The sequence below is a fragment of the Delftia sp. S65 genome (assembly GCF_016516495.1).
Lineage (GTDB): Bacteria > Pseudomonadota > Gammaproteobacteria > Burkholderiales > Burkholderiaceae_C > Comamonas > Comamonas acidovorans.
The window spans coordinates 1-17244 of sequence record NZ_JACVUR010000028.1; the positions used below are offsets into that span (position 1 = coordinate 1).

Annotated in this window: 17 protein-coding genes and 1 tRNA gene; 12 read left to right on the forward strand and 6 right to left on the reverse strand. The window is 63.7% G+C overall.

Features of this window, described 5'->3' with window-relative positions; genetic code table 11:
- Window positions 1–102: 102 nt before the first annotated feature.
- The 4 genes from prfA (at window position 103) to IAE24_RS20115 (ending at window position 4066) form a co-directional block, all read left to right on the forward strand.
- The gene (prfA, locus tag IAE24_RS20100) at window positions 103–1185 is read left to right on the forward strand and encodes a peptide chain release factor 1 (protein ID WP_063328226.1); all 1083 of its coding nucleotides are present in this window, start codon (window positions 103–105) and stop codon (window positions 1183–1185) included.
- Window positions 1186–1195: 10 nt separating this feature from the next.
- A complete protein-coding gene (gene prmC, locus IAE24_RS20105) occupies window positions 1196–2065 on the forward strand; it encodes a peptide chain release factor N(5)-glutamine methyltransferase (RefSeq protein ID WP_199961555.1) in 870 nt (289 codons plus the stop codon).
- A 116-nt stretch (window positions 2066–2181) separates the two neighbouring features.
- Complete coding sequence (grxD, locus tag IAE24_RS20110; RefSeq protein ID WP_012207276.1) at window positions 2182–2505, forward strand: Grx4 family monothiol glutaredoxin; 324 nt, start codon at window positions 2182–2184, stop codon at window positions 2503–2505.
- A 187-nt stretch (window positions 2506–2692) separates the two neighbouring features.
- Complete coding sequence (locus IAE24_RS20115) at window positions 2693–4066, forward strand: hemolysin family protein (protein ID WP_034396907.1); 1374 nt, start codon at window positions 2693–2695, stop codon at window positions 4064–4066.
- A gap of 46 nt (window positions 4067–4112) precedes the next feature.
- Here the strand turns inward: IAE24_RS20115 and IAE24_RS20120 are convergent, their stop codons facing one another.
- The gene (locus IAE24_RS20120; protein ID WP_034396910.1) at window positions 4113–4766 is read right to left on the reverse strand and encodes a lytic transglycosylase domain-containing protein; all 654 of its coding nucleotides are present in this window, start codon (window positions 4764–4766) and stop codon (window positions 4113–4115) included.
- Window positions 4763–6508 (reverse strand): proline--tRNA ligase, encoded by a 1746-nt coding sequence (locus IAE24_RS20125; protein ID WP_065345749.1) that lies wholly within the window; start codon window positions 6506–6508, stop codon window positions 4763–4765. Before IAE24_RS20125 ends, IAE24_RS20120 begins: the two co-directional genes overlap by 4 nt.
- 93 nt (window positions 6509–6601) lie before the next feature.
- Here IAE24_RS20125 and IAE24_RS20130 point away from each other — a divergent pair, with 93 nt between their 5' ends.
- A complete protein-coding gene (locus IAE24_RS20130) occupies window positions 6602–7291 on the forward strand; it encodes an RNA pyrophosphohydrolase (RefSeq protein WP_199961556.1) in 690 nt (229 codons plus the stop codon).
- Between the two features lie 66 nt (window positions 7292–7357).
- On the opposite strand, the gene proB is transcribed toward IAE24_RS20130, so the two are convergent.
- From proB to rplU, 4 genes are all read right to left on the reverse strand, one after another.
- Complete coding sequence (proB, locus tag IAE24_RS20135; RefSeq protein WP_012207281.1) at window positions 7358–8506, reverse strand: glutamate 5-kinase; 1149 nt, start codon at window positions 8504–8506, stop codon at window positions 7358–7360.
- Window positions 8507–8589: 83 nt separating this feature from the next.
- Window positions 8590–9705: an Obg family GTPase CgtA gene (cgtA, locus tag IAE24_RS20140; protein WP_012207282.1), complete on the reverse strand. Its 1116-nt coding sequence runs from the start codon at window positions 9703–9705 to the stop codon at window positions 8590–8592.
- A 149-nt stretch (window positions 9706–9854) separates the two neighbouring features.
- Window positions 9855–10112, reverse strand: a complete 258-nt coding sequence (gene rpmA, locus IAE24_RS20145) for a 50S ribosomal protein L27 (RefSeq protein ID WP_012207283.1) — start codon at window positions 10110–10112, stop codon at window positions 9855–9857.
- A 15-nt stretch (window positions 10113–10127) separates the two neighbouring features.
- Entirely contained in the window at window positions 10128–10439 is a 312-nt protein-coding gene (gene rplU / locus IAE24_RS20150) for a 50S ribosomal protein L21 (RefSeq protein ID WP_012207284.1), read from the reverse strand.
- A 230-nt stretch (window positions 10440–10669) separates the two neighbouring features.
- Here rplU and IAE24_RS20155 point away from each other — a divergent pair, with 230 nt between their 5' ends.
- The 7 genes from IAE24_RS20155 (at window position 10670) to zapD (ending at window position 17229) form a co-directional block, all read left to right on the forward strand.
- Window positions 10670–11599, forward strand: a complete 930-nt coding sequence (locus IAE24_RS20155) for a polyprenyl synthetase family protein (RefSeq protein WP_199961557.1) — start codon at window positions 10670–10672, stop codon at window positions 11597–11599.
- Between the two features lie 33 nt (window positions 11600–11632).
- Window positions 11633–11709 (forward strand) — tRNA-Pro (locus IAE24_RS20160).
- A gap of 130 nt (window positions 11710–11839) precedes the next feature.
- Window positions 11840–13582 carry a type IV-A pilus assembly ATPase PilB gene (pilB, locus tag IAE24_RS20165; protein ID WP_199961576.1) on the forward strand — a complete coding sequence of 581 codons (1743 nt, stop codon included), beginning with the start codon at window positions 11840–11842 and terminating at the stop codon, window positions 13580–13582.
- A 38-nt stretch (window positions 13583–13620) separates the two neighbouring features.
- Window positions 13621–14838, forward strand: coding sequence for a type II secretion system F family protein (locus IAE24_RS20170; protein WP_199961558.1), 1218 nt, complete (start codon window positions 13621–13623; stop codon window positions 14836–14838).
- Window positions 14838–15725: a prepilin peptidase gene (locus IAE24_RS20175; RefSeq protein WP_199961559.1), complete on the forward strand. Its 888-nt coding sequence runs from the start codon at window positions 14838–14840 to the stop codon at window positions 15723–15725. The genes IAE24_RS20170 and IAE24_RS20175 overlap by 1 nt, the downstream gene beginning before the upstream one ends.
- A gap of 14 nt (window positions 15726–15739) precedes the next feature.
- Window positions 15740–16384, forward strand: a complete 645-nt coding sequence (coaE, locus tag IAE24_RS20180; RefSeq protein WP_012207289.1) for a dephospho-CoA kinase — start codon at window positions 15740–15742, stop codon at window positions 16382–16384.
- An 89-nt stretch (window positions 16385–16473) separates the two neighbouring features.
- A complete protein-coding gene (zapD, locus tag IAE24_RS20185) occupies window positions 16474–17229 on the forward strand; it encodes a cell division protein ZapD (RefSeq protein WP_012207290.1) in 756 nt (251 codons plus the stop codon).
- The last annotated feature ends 15 nt before the right edge of the window (window positions 17230–17244 follow it).

A 17244-nucleotide genomic window follows, 5' to 3' on the forward strand; every position in this document is an offset into this window, starting at 1 on the left:
TCCCCGCCCCTCCCGGGTTTTACGGCCCATCCGCCCTTCCAGGCCCCCACGTTTCCCGCCGCAGTGCTGCCCGAGCAGCCCTTCGCATCACCGCCCCACACCATGCAAGACTTTCTGCGCCAACAACTGGAGCGCTACGCCCAGCGCCTTGAAGAACTCAACTTCCTGCTCTCGCGCGAAGACATCATGGGCGACATGAAGCAGTACCGCGCCATCTCGCGCGAGCACGCGGACGTCACCGCCATTGCAGGCCGCTATGCGCGCCACCGCCAGCGCGAGGCCGATCTGGCGGCTGCGCGGGACATGCTCTCCGACCCCGACATGGCCGACATGGCGCAGGAGGAAATCGCCAGCGCCGAGGCCGAGCTGGTCCAGCTGGAGGACGAGCTGCAGCGCCTGCTGCTGCCCAAGGACCCCGATGACGCGCGCAACGCCTACCTCGAAATCCGCGCAGGCACGGGCGGCGACGAATCGGCCCTGTTCGCAGGCGACCTGGCCCGCATGTACACGCGCCACTGCGACGCCGTGGGCTGGAAGGTCGAGATCATGAGCGCCAACGAGAGCGAGCTGGGCGGCTACAAGGAAGTGGTGCTGCGCGTGGAAGGCACGGATGTCTACGGTCGCCTGCGCTTCGAATCCGGCGGCCACCGCGTGCAGCGCGTGCCGGCTACCGAGACCCAGGGCCGCATCCACACCAGCGCCTGCACCGTCGCCGTCATGCCCGAGCCGGACGAAACCCAGGCCATCACGCTCAACCCGGCCGACCTGCGCATCGACACCTTCCGCGCCAGCGGCGCCGGCGGCCAGCACATCAACAAGACCGACTCGGCCGTGCGTGTGGTCCACCTGCCCACGGGCATCGTCGCCGAGTGCCAGGACGGCCGCAGCCAGCACAGCAACAAGGCCAAGGCCTTGCAGGTGCTGCAGGCGCGCCTGCAGGAAAAGGAACGCAGCGAGCGCGAAGCCAAGGAGGCCGCACTGCGCAAGGGCCTGATCGGCAGCGGCGACCGCAGCGACCGCATCCGCACCTACAACTTCCCGCAGGGCCGGCTCACCGACCACCGCATCAACCTCACCATCTACAAACTGCTGGCCGTGATGGAAGGCGACCTGGGCGACGTGCTCGACGCGCTGCAGGCCGCACGCGAGGCCGAACTGCTGGCCGAGCTGCAGGTCAACAACTGAGACCCGGGCCATGGCCAATCCCCCCATCGTCAAAGAAGCGCTGCAGCAGGCCCAGGCCCTGGGGCTTGCGCGCATCGACGCGCAAATGCTGCTGCTGCATGTGCTCGGGCGCCAGTCTGGCGGCCGAGCCTGGCTGCTGACCCATGACGAGGACATGCTGACCGCCCCCCAGGCCGAGGCCTATGCCGCGCTGTGTGCACGCCGCCTTGGCGCGGAACCCGTTGCCTACCTGCTCGGCCACAAGGAGTTCTACGGGCTCGATCTGGCCGTGGACGCGCGTGTGCTCGACCCGCGCCCCGATACCGAGACCCTGGTGGACTGGGCGCTGGAGCTCATGCCCATCCAGACCCAGGCAGGCCCCGCTTGCCGCGTGGTGGACCTGGGCACCGGCAGCGGCGCCATAGCCCTGGCCCTGCAAAGCCAGCGCCCCGGCGCCACGGTCTGGGCCGTGGATGCCAGCGCCGACGCACTGACCGTGGCCAGCGCCAATGCCACGCGCCTGCAACTGGGCGTGCAGTTCGCGCATGGCAGCTGGCTCCAGCCGCTGGCAGGGCAGGCACCGTTCGACCTCATCGTCAGCAACCCGCCCTATATCCGCGACGACGATCCGCACCTGCAGGCCTTGGCGCATGAGCCACTGTCGGCGCTGACCAGCGGTGCCGATGGCCTGGCCGATATCCGCGCCATCATCGCCCAGGCGCCCGCGCTGCTGGCCCGCGGCGGCTGGCTGCTGATGGAGCATGGCTGGGACCAGGCCGATGCCGTGGCCGCCCTTCTGTGCCATGCCGGCTTTGGCGACGTGCAGCATCGCCACGACCTGGGCGGCATTGCCCGCTGCACGGGCGGGCAATGGCAAGGGCAGGCCAGAGCTCTGACCTGAGCTCTGGCCTGGGCGCAGCAATCCCGCATGCTTTCAAAGTCCGCGCCGAGAGTGAAATAATCCCATCCATGCCGCCGCGCCTGCGGCGCCCACCACGACCCCGGAGCACCACACAGATGAGCGACACCCAGCAACGCATCGACCAACTGGTCAAGAGCAACAACATCCTGCTGTTCATGAAGGGCAGCGCCAGCTTTCCCATGTGCGGTTTCTCTGGCCGCGCCATCCAGATCCTCAAGGCCTGCGGCGTGGAAACCAAGGACATCTCCACCGTCAACGTGCTGGAAGACCAGGAAATCCGCCAGGGCATCAAGGACTACAGCAACTGGCCCACGATCCCCCAGCTCTACGTGCAGGGCGAGTTCATCGGCGGCTCGGACATCATGATGGAGATGTACGAGTCGGGCGAGCTGCAGCAGCTGCTGGCACCCAAGGCCTGAGCCTTCTCGCACCACGCGCCTTCGGCGCAGCATCGAGCCACCTTCGGGTGGCTTTTTTTCGCCTGCGCCGCGCTGCCGGCGGACTCCCCGGGCATGCCTCAGGGCCAGGGGCATGCGATGTGTGGTCGAATGGTCACATCTTTCACATCCGGAAAAGCGCGCCTGCGCCCGCTTCTCCGCCCTGCCTATGAGTCTGTCCCAAAGTCTGCTGTTGATCGTCGCGCTGATATTGACCAGTGCCTTCTTCTCCGTGGCCGAAATCTCGCTGGCCGCCTCGCGGCGCCTGCGACTGCGGCAGATGATGGAGGACGGCGAACCCCGCGCCGAACTGGTCATGAAGATGCAGGCCCAGCCGGGCGAATATTTCACGGTCACGCAGATTGGACTCAATGCCGTCGCCATCCTGGGCGGCGTGGTGGGCGAAGGGGCATTGACCCCCTATCTGGCCGAGCTGCTGATGCTCTGGCTGCCCGACAGCCGTGCGCAGACCGTGGGCTTCCTGCTCTCGTTCGCCAGCGTCACCTCCCTGTTCATCCTGTTCGCCGACCTGCTGCCCAAGCGCCTGAGCATGGCCGAGCCCGAGGCCCTGGCCATCCGCGTGCTGCGCCCCATGCTCTGGTGCATGGCCGTGCTCAAGCCCCTGGTCTGGTGCTTCAACCACCTGGCCGACGCCGTTGCCAAGCTGTTCGGCCTGCCCACGGTGCGCGATGACCGCATCACGCACGAAGACATCCTGGCCATGACCGAAGCCGGCGCACGCGCCGGCGTGCTGGCCGCGAAGGAGCAGCAGGTGATCGCCAACCTGTTCGAACTTGACTCGCGCACCATCGGCTCGGCCATGACGCAGCGCGACCGCATCGCCTACTTCCACCGCGACGACCCCGATGAACTGATCCGGGTCCGCATTGCCGAGGAGCCTTTTTCCACCTACCCCGTGTGCGACGGCGACATCGACCACATCGTCGGCTATGTCGATGCCAAGGACCTGTTCCAGCGCGCGCTGAACAACCAGTCCCTGTCGCTCATGGACGACTCGCTGGTCCACAAGGTGCTGGTCGTGCCGGACCGCCTGACGCTGGCCGAGGTCCTGGAGCAGTTCCGCCAGGTGCATGAGGACTTTGCCGTCATCGTCAACGAATACAGCTTGGTGGTCGGCGTGGTCACGCTCAATGACGTGATGAGCACGGTGATGGGCGGCCTGGTCAGCCCGGGCGACGAGGAGCAGATCCTGCGCCGCGACGAGAACTCCTGGCTGATCGATGGCGTCACGCCGGTCGAGGATGTGATGCAGGCCCTGGAGCTCGACGAGTTGCCGCATTCCGAGGACTACGAAACCCTGGGGGGCTTCCTCATGGTCATGCTTAGGCGCATTCCCAGGCGTACGGACACCGTGCAATGGGGCGGCTACCGCTTCGAGGTCATGGACGTGGACAGCTACCGCATCGACCAGGTGCTGGTCACACGCATGTCGGGCAGCAGCCCGGCCGCCCCGCCCAACGCAGGCGACACGGCCGCCGCCGTGGCCAAGGTGTCCAGCATGTCGCCAGACACGTCGTCCTGAAAACGCAGCAAGGCAGGCCTGCCGCCAGGCGCCAGCCTGCGGCCCCTCAGGCCGAGCGCGAGGGCTCGATCTCCCAGCGGCGCTGCGCAGCGAACACCGCATTCGGATACTGGGGCTGGCCGCGGCTGCCGTTGTAGCGGCCCAGCGCCATGTAGGCATCGCCGTTTTCACGGTCCAGATAGTGGCGCAGGATGACGCAGCCAAAGCGCAGATTGGTCTGCATGTGGAACAGCTTGCCGATGTCGCCATCGCCGATCAGCCGCATCCAGAACGGCATGATCTGCATATAGCCGCGCGCGCCCACGCTGGAGATGGCGAACTTGCGGAACGCGCTCTCCACCTGCACCAGTCCCATCACCAGCGAGACTTCCAGGCCAGCGCGCTTGGCCTCGTACCAAACGGTCTGCAGGAACTCCAGCCGTGTTGCAAGTTCGGGCTTGCGCGAGCGCAGGCGCTCGCTGCTGGCCGTGAGCCAACGCAGGTAGTCCATGCGGGCCTCGGTGGAGGCAAAGCGCAGCTCGGGCGGCGCCGATCCCGTGACGGCCGAACTCAGCGCGGTGCGCACCGAATCGGCCAGCGGCTCTTCCAGCTGCCCGCCAGCCCAGGCGGGTGCGGCCACCGCGCCCAGCAACGGCGCAGCACCCAGCGAAGCCGCCAGGCGCAGGCAATCGCGGCGCGCTATCACGGGGGCCTGGCTCACAGACCCAGCCTCTGCTTGAGATGGCCCAGCACATCGGCAGCGGCCATCTTGGTCGCTTCCGTGTCGCGGCGATGCTGGTACTCGACCTGGCCTTCCTTGAGGCCGCGGTCGGACAGCACCACGCGGTGCGGCACGCCAATCAGTTCCCAGTCGGCAAACATGGCGCCCGGGCGTTCGCCGCGGTCATCCAGAATCACGTCCACGCCCAGTGCCAGCAGCTCGGCATGCAGCTTCTCAGCGGCTTCCTTCACGGGCTCGCTGCGGTCCATGCCGATGGGGCAGACCACCACGGTGAAGGGCGCAATCGCGTCGGGCCAGATGATGCCGCGCTCATCATGGTTCTGCTCGATGGCTGCAGCGGGCAGGCGCGTCACGCCAATGCCGTAGCAACCCATTTCAAATAGCGAGGGCTTGCCGTTCTCGGCCAGGAAGGTGGCATTCATGGCCTGGGAGTACTTGGTACCCAGGTAGAACACATGGCCCACTTCGATGCCACGCTCGATGGCCAGCTCGCCCGCGCCATCAGGAGACTTGTCGCCAGCCACCACATTGCGCAGGTCGGCCACGACATCAGGCTCGGGCAGGTCACGGCCAAAGTTCACGCCGGTGATGTGGAAGTCGGCCTCGTTCGCGCCGCAGACCCAGTCGGCCATCACGGCCACCTCGCGGTCCACGACCAGCTTCACGGGCTGCTTCAAGCCGATGGGGCCCAGGTACCCGGGCTGGCAACCGAAGTGCTCCTCGATCTCGGCCACAGTGGCAAAGCGGAAGCCCACGTCCAGGCCAGGCACCTTGGCCACCTTGATCTCGTTCATCTCATGGTCGCCGCGCAGCAGCAGCAACCAGACCTGGCTTCCCGCCACATCACCCTTGTCGTCGAGCTTGTCGGTGGCCAGCACCAGGGACTTCACCGTCTGCGACAGCGGCAGGCCCAGCTGGGCAGCCACGGATTCGCAGGTGCTGTTGCCCGGCGTTGCCACACGGGCCATGGCCTGGGCTGCAGCGGGACGGGGGCCTGCAGGCGCCAGGGCCTCGGCCTTCTCGATATTGGCGGCGTAGTCGCTGCTGGGGCAGTAGACAATGGCGTCTTCGCCCGTGGAGGCGATCACCTGGAATTCCTCGCTCAGATCACCGCCGATGGCGCCGCTGTCGGCACGCACGGCACGGTACTGCAGGCCGAAGCGATCGAAGATGCGCTTGTAGGCCGCGCGCATGGTCTGGTAGCTGATCTGGGCGGTGTCGCGGTCCTTGTCGAAGGAATAGGCGTCCTTCATGATGAATTCGCGGCCACGCATCAGGCCAAAGCGCGGGCGGCGCTCGTCGCGGAACTTGGTCTGGATCTGGTAGAAATTCTTGGGCAGCTGCTTGTAGCTCTTGAGCTCCTGGCGCGCAATGTCCGTCACCACCTCTTCGCTGGTGGGCTGGATCACGAAGTCACGGCCATGGCGGTCCTTGATGCGCAGCAGCTCGGGGCCCATCTTCTCGAAGCGGCCCGTCTCCTCCCACATCTCGGCAGGCTGGACCACGGGCATGGTCACTTCCACGGCACCGGCACGGTTCATTTCCTCGCGCACGATGGCCTCGACCTTGCGGATCACGCGCAGCCCCATGGGCATGTAGTTATAGATGCCTGCGCCCAGCTTCTTGATCAGGCCGGCCCGCGTCATGAGCTTGTGGCTGACCACTTCGGCGTCGGCCGGAGCTTCCTTGAGGGTGGAGATGAAAAATTGGGAGGCTTTCATGGATCAGGGGCTTCGCGGGAATCGGGGCAGCGTGCTTGCCGCTGGCAAGGCACCGTGCATAATGGACACAATTCAGAAAATTGGGGTTCGATTATGCTTGACCGGGACGGATTTCGCCCGAACGTCGGCATCATCCTGCTCAACCAAAAGAACCAGGTGTTCTGGGGCAAGCGCATCCGCACCCACAGCTGGCAGTTTCCACAGGGCGGCATTGACCGGGGGGAGACACCCGAACAGGCCATGTTCCGGGAACTGCATGAGGAAGTGGGGTTGATGCCCAACCACGTTCGCGTGGTCGCCCGCACCCGGGACTGGTTGCGCTACGAGGTGCCAGACCGGTACATCCGCCGCGATGCGCGCGGACACTACAAAGGCCAGAAGCAGATCTGGTATTTGCTGCAACTCATGGGTCACGACTGGGATTTGAACCTGCGTGCCACCGACCACCCCGAATTCGACGCCTGGCGCTGGAATGACTACTGGGTGCCACTGGATGTGGTGGTGGAGTTCAAACGCGGCGTCTACGAGATGGCCCTGACCGAGCTGGCGCGCTTTCTGCCACGGGGCGAGCAGCAGCGCAACCGCTATCTTCGCAGCGGCATGCGCCCCAGGGAAGCCCATGAAACAGGTCCCGAAACCTATGGCGCTCCAGGCTTGCATCCGGCACGCTCAGGCAGCTTTCGCGTCAATCCCGGTATGGAGTTGCCGCCTGGCGCCTGCTTCGACCCTGATCCCCAGTCAGGGCAGCAGCAGATCTTGCACCCCGATTCAGGCAAGGCCTGAAGCCAAAGGCTCCATGCAAAAGCGCACCCGAGGGTGCGCTTTTTCTTTGCCCCGATTGCGCAGGCATCAGTGCCCGGCAATCACCATGTTGTCGCGGTGCACCATCTCCGGGCCTGCGGAGTAGCCCAGCAGGCGCTCGATCTCCACCGAGCTCTTACGACAAAGCAGACGCGCCTCAGCACTTGCATAGTTGGCCAGACCACGCGCCACCTCGATGCCCAGCGCATCGCGCACGGCAATCACATCGCCGCGGGCGAATTCGCCATCCACATTCACCATGCCGATGGGCAGCAGGCTCTTGCCTTCGTCGCGCAACTTGGCCACGGCACCGGCATCCACGGACACGGAACCGCGCAGTTGCAGATGGTCGGCAATCCACTGCTTGCGCGCCTGGTTCTTGTGGGTCTGCGCCACGAGCAGCGTGCCAATGGACTCGCCCGCAGCCAGACGCACCAGCACGTCCTGTTCACGACCCCAGGCGATGACGGTTGAAGCACCCGACCCCGCCGCACGCTTGGCCGCGAGGATCTTGGTGATCATCCCACCCTTGCCGATGGACGAGCCCGCACCGCCCGCCATCTCTTCCAGCGCAGGATCGCCGGCATTTGCCACGTCGATGAAACGCGCATCGGGATTGCTGCGCGGATCGGCGCTGTAAAGGCCTCGCTGATCGGTCAGGATGACCAGGGCATCGGCTTCGATCAGGTTGGCCACCAAAGCACCCAGAGTGTCATTGTCGCCGAACTTGATCTCATCGTTGACCACGGTGTCGTTCTCGTTGATCACCGGCACTATGCCCAGCTCCAGCAGCGTCAGCAAGGTGTTGCGCGCATTCAGATAGCGCTCGCGGTCCGCTAGGTCGGCATGCGTGAGCAGCACCTGGGCACTGCCCATGCCTTGCTCGCGCAGCTTGGACTCATACATCTGTATCAGCCCCATCTGGCCCACGGCTGCAGCGGCCTGCAGCTCATGGATCTCCTTGGGCCGTGCGGCCCAGCCCAGGCGCTTCATGCCTTCAGCCACCGCGCCGCTGGAGACCATGATCACCTCGCGCCGCTGACCGCCATGGCTCTCATCCCCGCGCACCAGGGCCGCCAGCTGGCGGCTCCATTCCTGGATGGCGGCCTCATCAAGACCGCGACCTTCATTGGTCACCAGGCTGGAGCCGACCTTGACCACGATGCGATGGGCATCACGCAACAAGTTGGAAGACATGGATGGATAGTGATTCTTGCAGCGCAGGCCCAGGCAGGCCGCGCCGCTGTTGTGATCAAGGCGATGGGAGCGGCAGGCGGCTCTTACTCGGAATCGCGGGGAGCAAAACGCGGATCGGTGAGATCCACGCCATCACCCTCGACTTCGACGAAGCGCGGATCGATTTCCTTGGGACCGGCCTCGATCTGCTGCTGCTCATGCACATGTTTGTAGATGGTGCGGATCAGCACTTCACAGCCTTCGCGCGTCAGGGCGGAAATCTCGAAGACCGGACCCTTCCACTTGAAGCGCTTGACGAAGTCCTTGACGCGTGCGGCGCGCTCCTCGGCCGGCACCATGTCCAGCTTGTTGAGCACCAGCCAGCGCGGCTTGTTGTACAGCTCGGCATCGTACTTCTGCAGCTCGCCCACGATGGCCTTGGCCTGGGCCACGGGATCCACGCTGTCATCGAACGGCGCCAGGTCCACCACATGCAGCAGCAATCGGGTGCGCTGCAGATGGCGCAGGAACTGGTGGCCCAGGCCCGCACCTTCCGAGGCGCCTTCGATCAGGCCAGGGATGTCGGCCACCACAAAGCTCTGCTCGGCAGCGACGCGCACCACGCCCAAATTGGGATGCAGCGTGGTGAACGGGTAGTCGGCAATCTTGGGGCGCGCATTGGAGACCGCGGCAATGAAGGTGGACTTGCCCGCATTGGGCATGCCCAGCAGGCCCACGTCGGCCAGCACCTTGAGCTCCAGCTTGAGATTCTTGCGCTCGCCAGGCCAGCCCGGTGTCTTTTGCCGAGGCGCGCGGTTGATGGCGCTCTTGAAGCGCAGGTTGCCGTAGCCGCCGTCGCCACCCTTGGCAATGGTGACCACCTCACCGGCCGTCAGCAGCTCGTAGAGCACCTCGCCGGTTTCGGCATCGCTGATGATGGTGCCAACCGGCATGCGCAGCGTGATGTCGTTGCCCGCCGCACCGAACATGTCCGAGCCCTTGCCGTGCTCGCCGCGCGTGGCATCGTGCCGGCGCGAGAAGCGGTAGTCCACCAGCGTGTTGAGGTTGACATCGGCCACCGCGTAGACATGGCCGCCACGGCCACCGTCTCCACCATCGGGACCGCCAAATTCCTTGTATTTTTCGTGCCGGAATGACACGCAGCCATTGCCGCCGTCACCGGCGGAAATGTCGATATAAGCTTCGTCGACGAACTTCATGAGGCATCCAGTTTACAAAAAGCAGTGTGCACCAGACAGCCCCAGGCCACACCTCAGAGACGGAAAAGAGGGCGAAGGCACGATGCACAACCCTCCTGAAACGACAAAGCCCCGACAGGTCGGGGCTTCGAGCGTCGAAGTGACAGGGCTTAGGCAGCCGTCACATTGACCGTGTGCTTGGACAGTGCACCCTTGACAGCAAACGACACGTGGCCGTCCACCAGAGCGTACAGAGTGTGGTCCTTGCCCACGCCGACGTTGTCGCCGGGATGGAACTTTGTGCCACGTTGGCGCACGATGATCGAGCCGGCCGTGATCAGTTCACCACCGAAAGCCTTCACGCCGAGCATTTTGGGCTTGGAATCGCGCCCGTTTCGCGTAGAGCCGCCGCCTTTTTTCTGTGCCATGACTCAGCTCCTGAATTAAGCAGCGATCGCCACGATCTGCAGCTCTGTGAACTGCTGGCGATGGCCTTGGCGCTTCTGATAATGCTTACGACGGCGCATCTTGAAGATGTGCACTTTGTCGTGCTTGCCGTGAGCAACCACGGTTGCCTTGACAGACGCACCGGACACCAGAGGTGTGCCGACCTTGATTTCAGCGCCGTTGCCGACTGCCAGAACCTGATCGATCACAACTTCTTGGCCTACGTCCGCAGCAATCTGTTCTACCTTGATCTTTTCGCCGGCTGCAACGCGATACTGCTTGCCGCCGGTTTTTATGACTGCGTACATTTAAACCTCTTGAATTTGAGAGTTCCGCGAACGAATTTCCACGGAAGCCGGAGATTCTAGCACGCACTCACATTCTTTGCATGAAGCGCTCCCACCCCGCGCCCAAACAACCGCCAGGGCCGGCCGCAGGCGGGATAGCTCTTCCTATAATTGCCGATCCACTTGGCGGCCACAGTACCTTGACCACAGCTCTCTCCACCCCCAATCCGCTTGCCCTGATCACTGACGACATGCGCGAGGTGGATCATGTGATCGCCCAGCGCCTGACGACCACCGTCCCGCTGATTGCCCAGATCTCCCAGTACATCATCGCTGCCGGCGGCAAGCGCCTTCGCCCAGCCCTGCTGCTTATGGTCTGCAATGCGCTGGGCTACGAAGGCAGGGACAGGCATGTCCTGGCGGCGGTGGTCGAGCTGATTCATACCGCCACCTTGCTGCACGACGACGTAGTGGACGAGTCCACCCTGCGCCGTGGCCGCCCGACGGCCAACGAGACCTTCGGCAATCCGGCCAGCGTGCTGGTCGGCGACTTCCTGCACTCGCGCTCCTTCCAGATGATGGTGGAAGTGGGCAGCATGCGTGTGCTCAAGATCCTCTCGGACGCCACCAACGTGATCGCCGAGGGCGAGGTGCAGCAGTTGATCAACACGCATGATGCCTCGCTGGACGAAGCTGGCTACCTGCACGTCATTCGCTCCAAGACCGCCCAGTTGTTCGAGGCCAGCGCACAATTGGGCGCCGTGCTGGCTGACGCCCCCCGCGAGATCGAACAGGCATGCGCCATCTATGGCCAGGCCCTGGGCACCGCCTTCCAGATCATTGACGACGTGCTCGACTACACAGGCGACACCCAGGAAATGGGCAAGAACCTGGGCGACGACCTGCGCGAAGGCAAGTGCACCCTGCCGCTGATTGCCGCCATGCAGCGCGGCACTCCGGAGCAGGCCGCCATCGTGCGCAACGCCATCGAGCAGGGCTCAACCGAGCAGTTGTCTGCCGTGGTGGATATCGTGTGCAGCACAGGCGCGCTGGACGTGGCACGCGAGGCTGCACACGCCGAGGCACGCCGCGCCATCGACGCAATAAATGTGCTCCCGAGCAATTTGCATACAGCAAGTTTGCTACAATTAGCCTCTCAGCTTTTGGAGCGACGCACCTGATTTCAGGCTGCATTGCTTTGTCTACAAAAGCAACGGGGTGTAGCTTAGCCTGGTAGAGCGCTACGTTCGGGACGTAGAGGCCGGAGGTTCGAATCCTCTCACCCCGACCATTTCCGGTCACTTCATCACCACGCCACCATTGAGCCAGGTTCGAGATCTGGGTGCGCAACAGTGCGTCTGGCCTTTCAAGCCTTCAGGGATGATAGGATAAATGTCCTTTCCTCTCAAACGTCTTGCTACATGGCTGTTGCTGACTCCTCGCTCAAGAATGCTTCCGCTGTTGCATCGCTTCCCGGCATCGGGCGAGCCCTGATTTCGGCAGGCAAGGTATCGCAGCAGGCAGCGGAAGCGGCCGCCAGCAAGGCAGTCGCCAATCGCACCTCGTTCCTTGCCGAACTGAGCGTCGCCGGCACCCTCTCGGCCCTGGAAGTGGCGGAGACGGTTTCCACCATGTTCAGCGCGCCGCTGCTCGACCTTGATGCGATCGACGCCATGCGTCTGCCGCAAGAGCTGCTGGACGCCAAGATCATCAGCACCTATCGGGTGCTCCCTCTGAGCAAGCGCGGCAACCGCCTCACGGTGGCCACCGCCGACCCGACGCAGCAGGAAGCCGCCGAGCAGATCAAGTTCACCACCCAGCTGGGCGTGGACTGGATCATCGTCGAGGCCGACAAGCTGGAGCGGCTCATCGCGCAGCAAAACAAAAGCTCCAGCGAAGCCAGGGACAGCTACGGTGACAGCGGCGATTTTGAGTTCGGGGACCTCAAACCCGATGACGTTGCCGAAGAAAAGGACAACTCGGCCGCAGCGGACGTCGAGGATGCGCCCATCGTCAAGTTCCTGCACAAGATGCTGCTCGACGCTTTCAACATGCGCGCTTCGGACTTGCATTTCGAGCCCTACGAGCACCAGTACCGCGTGCGCTTTCGCATTGACGGCGAGTTGCGTGAAATTGCATCGCCGCCCATCGCCATCAAGGAGAAGCTGGCCTCGCGCATCAAGGTGATCTCGCGCATGGACATCTCGGAAAAGCGGGTTCCGCAAGACGGGCGCATGAAGCTCAAGGTGGGTCCGGACCGCGTCATCGATTTTCGCGTGAGCACCCTGCCCACGCTCTTCGGCGAGAAGATCGTGATCCGTATTCTGGACCCGAGCTCGGCCAAGATGGGCATTGATGCCCTGGGCTACGAACCCGAGGAAAAGGCACGTCTGATCGAAGCCATCGGGCGCCCCTACGGAATGATTCTGGTGACAGGCCCCACGGGCTCGGGCAAGACGGTGTCGCTGTACACCTGCCTGAACATGCTGAACAAAGCCGGGGTGAACATCGCGACGGCAGAAGACCCCTCGGAAATCAACCTGCCCGGCGTCAATCAGGTCAATGTGAACGAAAAGGCGGGCCTTACCTTTGCGACGGCGCTCAAGGCCTTTCTGCGCCAGGATCCCGACATCATCATGGTCGGCGAAATCCGCGACCTGGAAACCGCCGACATCTCGATCAAGGCCGCACAGACCGGCCACTTGGTGCTGTCCACGCTGCACACCAACGATGCACCGACCACGTTGACGCGCATGCGCAACATGGGCATTGCCCCCTTCAACATCGCATCGAGCGTGATTCTGATCACCGCCCAGCGGCTGGCCAGGCGCCTGTGCCCCCAGTGCAAGGAGCCTGCGGATATCCCGCGGGAGGCGCTGCTGGAGGCGGGCTATGACGAGGCGGACATTGATGGCAGCTGGGTCACCTACAAGCCCGTGGGCTGCCAGGCATGCAACAACGGCTACAAGGGACGCGTCGGCATCTACCAGGTGATGCCGATCAGCGAGGAAATCCAGCGCATCATCCTGCAGGACGGCAGCGCGCTGGAGATCGCGGCACAGGCCAAGCGTGAAGGCGTGCGGTCTCTGCGCGGATCCGGACTGCACAAGGCCAGACTAGGACTGACCTCGCTCGAAGAAGTGCTGGCAGTCACCAATGAGTAAATAGCGCGGACAGCGCAGACAACAAAAGAGGGAGCACGATGGCCACAGCCGCGTCCAAGGGAATCAAGGACTTTGTCTTCGAGTGGGAAGGCAAGGATCGCAACGGCAAGATCATTCGAGGCGAAACCCGGGCCGGAGGCATCAACCAAGTCCAGGCCATGCTGCGCCGCCAGGGCGTGCTCCCCAGCAAGATCAAGAAGCGCCGTACGCGCGGTGGCAAAAGAATCAAGCCCAAGGACATCGCGCTGTTCACGCGCCAGATGGCCACGATGATGAAGGCTGGTGTCCCGCTGCTGCAGGCCTTCGACATCGTCGGGCGCGGCAACACCAACCCCAGTGTCACGCGCCTGCTGGCCGATATCCGCTCCGACGTGGAGACGGGCACCTCGCTGAATGCGGCCTATCGCAAGCACCCCATGTACTTCGATAGCCTCTACTGCAATCTGGTGGAGGCCGGGGAAGCAGCCGGTATCCTGGAGGCCCTGCTCGATCGGCTGGCCACCTATATGGAAAAAACCGAGGCCATCAAGTCCAAGATCAAGTCCGCCTTGATGTATCCGATCTCGGTGGTCGTCGTGGCCTTCATCGTCGTGACCATCATCATGATCTTCGTGATTCCCGCCTTCAAGGAAGTGTTCAGCTCCTTCGGCGCGGATCTGCCGGCACCGACGCTGTTCGTGATGGGTATCAGCGACATCTTTGTCCAATGGTGGTGGGTGATCTTCGGCGTGATCGGAGGCGGCTTCTACTTCTTCATGCAGGCCTGGAAGCGCAATGAGCGCATGCAGCAGTTCATGGATCGTGCAATGTTGAAGATGCCGGTCTTTGGCGTGCTGATCGAGAAATCCTGCGTCGCACGCTGGACGCGCACGCTGTCGACCATGTTTGCGGCAGGCGTTCCGCTGGTCGAGGCACTGGATTCCGTGGGCGGCGCCTCCGGGAATGCCGTCTACGCCAATGCCACCGAGAAGATCCAGCAGGAAGTCTCCACCGGCACCAGCCTCACGGTGGCCATGACCAATGCCAACGTCTTTCCCTCCATGGTGCTGCAGATGTGCGCCATCGGCGAGGAATCCGGCTCCATCGACCACATGCTTGGCAAGGCAGCCGATTTCTACGAGGAAGAGGTCGATGACATGGTGGCTGGCCTGTCCAGCCTGATGGAGCCCATCATCATTGTTTTCCTGGGCACCCTCATCGGCGGCATCGTGGTTTCGATGTATCTGCCCATCTTCAAGCTGGGTCAGGTGGTCTGATGGTTTTGGAACTCTGGATGCAGGCTGCATTGGGCGGCCTGCTGGGCCTGTTGGTCGGCAGCTTTCTCAACGTGGTGGTGCACAGGCTGCCACGCATGATGGAGCAGCAATGGAATGCGGAATGCGCCCAATGGGCACAGGAGCAGTCCGGTGCCGCACCCCCCTCTGCTGCTGCGACTGACCCTGCCGAGGCGCCCCTGAGCCTGAGCCGCCCCCGTTCGCGCTGCCCGCATTGCGGCCATGCCATCCACTGGTACGAGAACATTCCCGTGCTCAGCTATCTGGCGCTGCGGGGCCGGTGCTCCGAATGCAAGGCATCGATCAGCATCCGCTACCCGCTGGTGGAACTGGCCTGCGCTGCGCTATTCGCCTACTGCACGATGCAATGGGGCATCACGCCCACGGGCGCCATCTGGTGCCTGTTCAGCGCCGCCTTGCTGAGCCTGGCATTGATCGACTGGGATACCACACTGCTCCCCGACGACATCACCCTGCCCTTGCTGTGGGCCGGGCTGCTTTCATCGGCACTGCACTGGACCGCTGTGCCTCTGGCCGACGCGGTCTGGGGTGCCGCAGCGGGCTATCTTTCGCTGTGGCTGGTCTACTGGGCCTTCAAGCTGGTCACCGGCAAGGAAGGTATGGGCTACGGCGACTTCAAGCTGTTTGCCGCGCTGGGGGCCTGGTTCGGCTGGCAGGCTCTTGTGCCCATCATCCTGATCTCGTCCGTGATTGGCGCCATCGTGGGCATTGCACTGAAGATCAACAGCCGCCTGCGCGAAGGTGGCTATGTTCCCTTCGGCCCCTTTCTTGCGGGCGCCGGCTTTGCCGCCATGGTGTTCGGACCCCAGCAGATGCTGCAATCCCTGTTGGCGGCCATCGGTCTTTGATCCGACACTGCGGCATGGAATCCAGCAACGCCCCGCCACCACGTCCGCACCCGCGCCCTTTCCGGCTGGGCCTGACCGGCGGCATCGGCAGCGGCAAGAGCACCGTGGCCGCACAGCTTGCCTTGCGCGGAGCAAGCATCATCGATGCAGACCAGATCTCGCGCAGCCTCACCGCCCCAGCAGGCGCCGCATTGCCCGAGATTGCGCGCAGCTTCGGACCTGAACTGATCGATGCGAACGGTGCTCTGGACCGTGCGCGCATGCGCGAACTGGTCTTCCAGCAGCCTGCCGCACGCCAGCAGTTGGAAGCCATCATTCACCCTCTGGTGGCTCGGCAAACGGCCCTTGAAGTCCAGCAGGCCACCGATGCCGGATGCGCGCTCATCGTGCATGACATCCCGCTGCTTGTGGAGTCCGGCCGCTGGCCTGCCTTGCTCGATGCCGTGCTGGTCGTGGACTGCCGGACGGAAACACAGATCGCACGCGTCATGGCCCGCAACGGATTGCCCCGCGATGCCGTGCAAGCCATCATCGCCGCCCAGGCCACCCGCGCGGCACGGCTGGCGGCAGCCGACTGGGTGCTCTACAACGACGAAGCCATGACGATAGAGGCTTTGCACGCATGCACCGATCGAATCTCGGCATGGTTCGGGCTATGATGCACGCCATGGCTTGGCCTGTGCGTGTAATTCAGCATGTGCACGACGTAGACAGCTGATTCCTGAGCACCCCGAGGAGCCCAGCAAGCGTGATCCTGTACGAATATCCTTTCAATGAGCGCCTGAGGACCTATCTCAGGCTGGAGCAGCTGTATCGCCGCCTGGGCGAGCTGCTGTCGCGCGCTCATTCCATCGATCACCATTTCGCGCTGGTCACCATCTTCGAGATCATGGACGTGGCAGCACGCACCGACCTGAAGACGGACGTGCTCAAGGACCTCGAACGCCACAAGAGCCTGCTCGACAGCCTGCGCGGCAACCCCGATATCGCCGAGCACATGCTCGACCAGGTCTCCCGCCATGTGGAGCAGTGCTTTGCTCAGCTCAATGCCCAGAACGGAAAGGCCGGCCAGTCCCTGACCGACAACGAATGGCTGATGGCTGTGCGCAGCCGCATCGGCATCCCTGGCGGCACCTGCGGTTTCGATTTGCCGGCCTATCATGCCTGGCAGTTCCATGACCCCCAGGTGCGCCTGCGTGATCTGGAGGACTGGGCCAGCACACTGACCCCGCTGGGTCAGTCGCTGCAGCTGCTGCTCAAGATGCTGCGCGAAACCGGCGTGCCGCAATGGGTGGCCGCAGAAAAGGGCGTGTTCCAGCAGGCCATGCCGCCCGGTCGCAGCTTTCAGCTGCTGCGCCTTCGCATAGACCCTGCGTTGAATCTTGTTCCGGAAATCAGCGGCAACCGCCTGCTGGTTTCAGTGCGCCTGCTTCGCCCCGAGAGCGGCGCCAAACCCCAGCCTTGCAGCGAAGATGCCTCGTTCGAGGTCACGCTTTGCAGCTGATGGAAAAGACTGCCG

What these genes read in the sequence shown, in the direction of transcription:
- prfA (WP_063328226.1), top strand. Translation starts at nt 103, where the DNA reads ATGCAAGACTTTCTGCGCCAACAACTGGAGCGCTACGCCCAGCGCCTT.
- prmC (WP_199961555.1), top strand. Translation starts at nt 1,196, where the DNA reads ATGGCCAATCCCCCCATCGTCAAAGAAGCGCTGCAGCAGGCCCAGGCC.
- grxD (WP_012207276.1), top strand. Translation starts at nt 2,182, where the DNA reads ATGAGCGACACCCAGCAACGCATCGACCAACTGGTCAAGAGCAACAAC.
- IAE24_RS20115 (WP_034396907.1), top strand. Translation starts at nt 2,693, where the DNA reads ATGAGTCTGTCCCAAAGTCTGCTGTTGATCGTCGCGCTGATATTGACC.
- IAE24_RS20125 (WP_065345749.1), bottom strand. Translation starts at nt 6,508, where the DNA reads ATGAAAGCCTCCCAATTTTTCATCTCCACCCTCAAGGAAGCTCCGGCC.
- IAE24_RS20130 (WP_199961556.1), top strand. Translation starts at nt 6,602, where the DNA reads ATGCTTGACCGGGACGGATTTCGCCCGAACGTCGGCATCATCCTGCTC.
- proB (WP_012207281.1), bottom strand. Translation starts at nt 8,506, where the DNA reads ATGTCTTCCAACTTGTTGCGTGATGCCCATCGCATCGTGGTCAAGGTC.
- cgtA (WP_012207282.1), bottom strand. Translation starts at nt 9,705, where the DNA reads ATGAAGTTCGTCGACGAAGCTTATATCGACATTTCCGCCGGTGACGGC.
- rpmA (WP_012207283.1), bottom strand. Translation starts at nt 10,112, where the DNA reads ATGGCACAGAAAAAAGGCGGCGGCTCTACGCGAAACGGGCGCGATTCC.
- rplU (WP_012207284.1), bottom strand. Translation starts at nt 10,439, where the DNA reads ATGTACGCAGTCATAAAAACCGGCGGCAAGCAGTATCGCGTTGCAGCC.
- IAE24_RS20155 (WP_199961557.1), top strand. Translation starts at nt 10,670, where the DNA reads ATGCGCGAGGTGGATCATGTGATCGCCCAGCGCCTGACGACCACCGTC.
- pilB (WP_199961576.1), top strand. Translation starts at nt 11,840, where the DNA reads ATGGCTGTTGCTGACTCCTCGCTCAAGAATGCTTCCGCTGTTGCATCG.
- IAE24_RS20170 (WP_199961558.1), top strand. Translation starts at nt 13,621, where the DNA reads ATGGCCACAGCCGCGTCCAAGGGAATCAAGGACTTTGTCTTCGAGTGG.
- IAE24_RS20175 (WP_199961559.1), top strand. Translation starts at nt 14,838, where the DNA reads ATGGTTTTGGAACTCTGGATGCAGGCTGCATTGGGCGGCCTGCTGGGC.
- coaE (WP_012207289.1), top strand. Translation starts at nt 15,740, where the DNA reads ATGGAATCCAGCAACGCCCCGCCACCACGTCCGCACCCGCGCCCTTTC.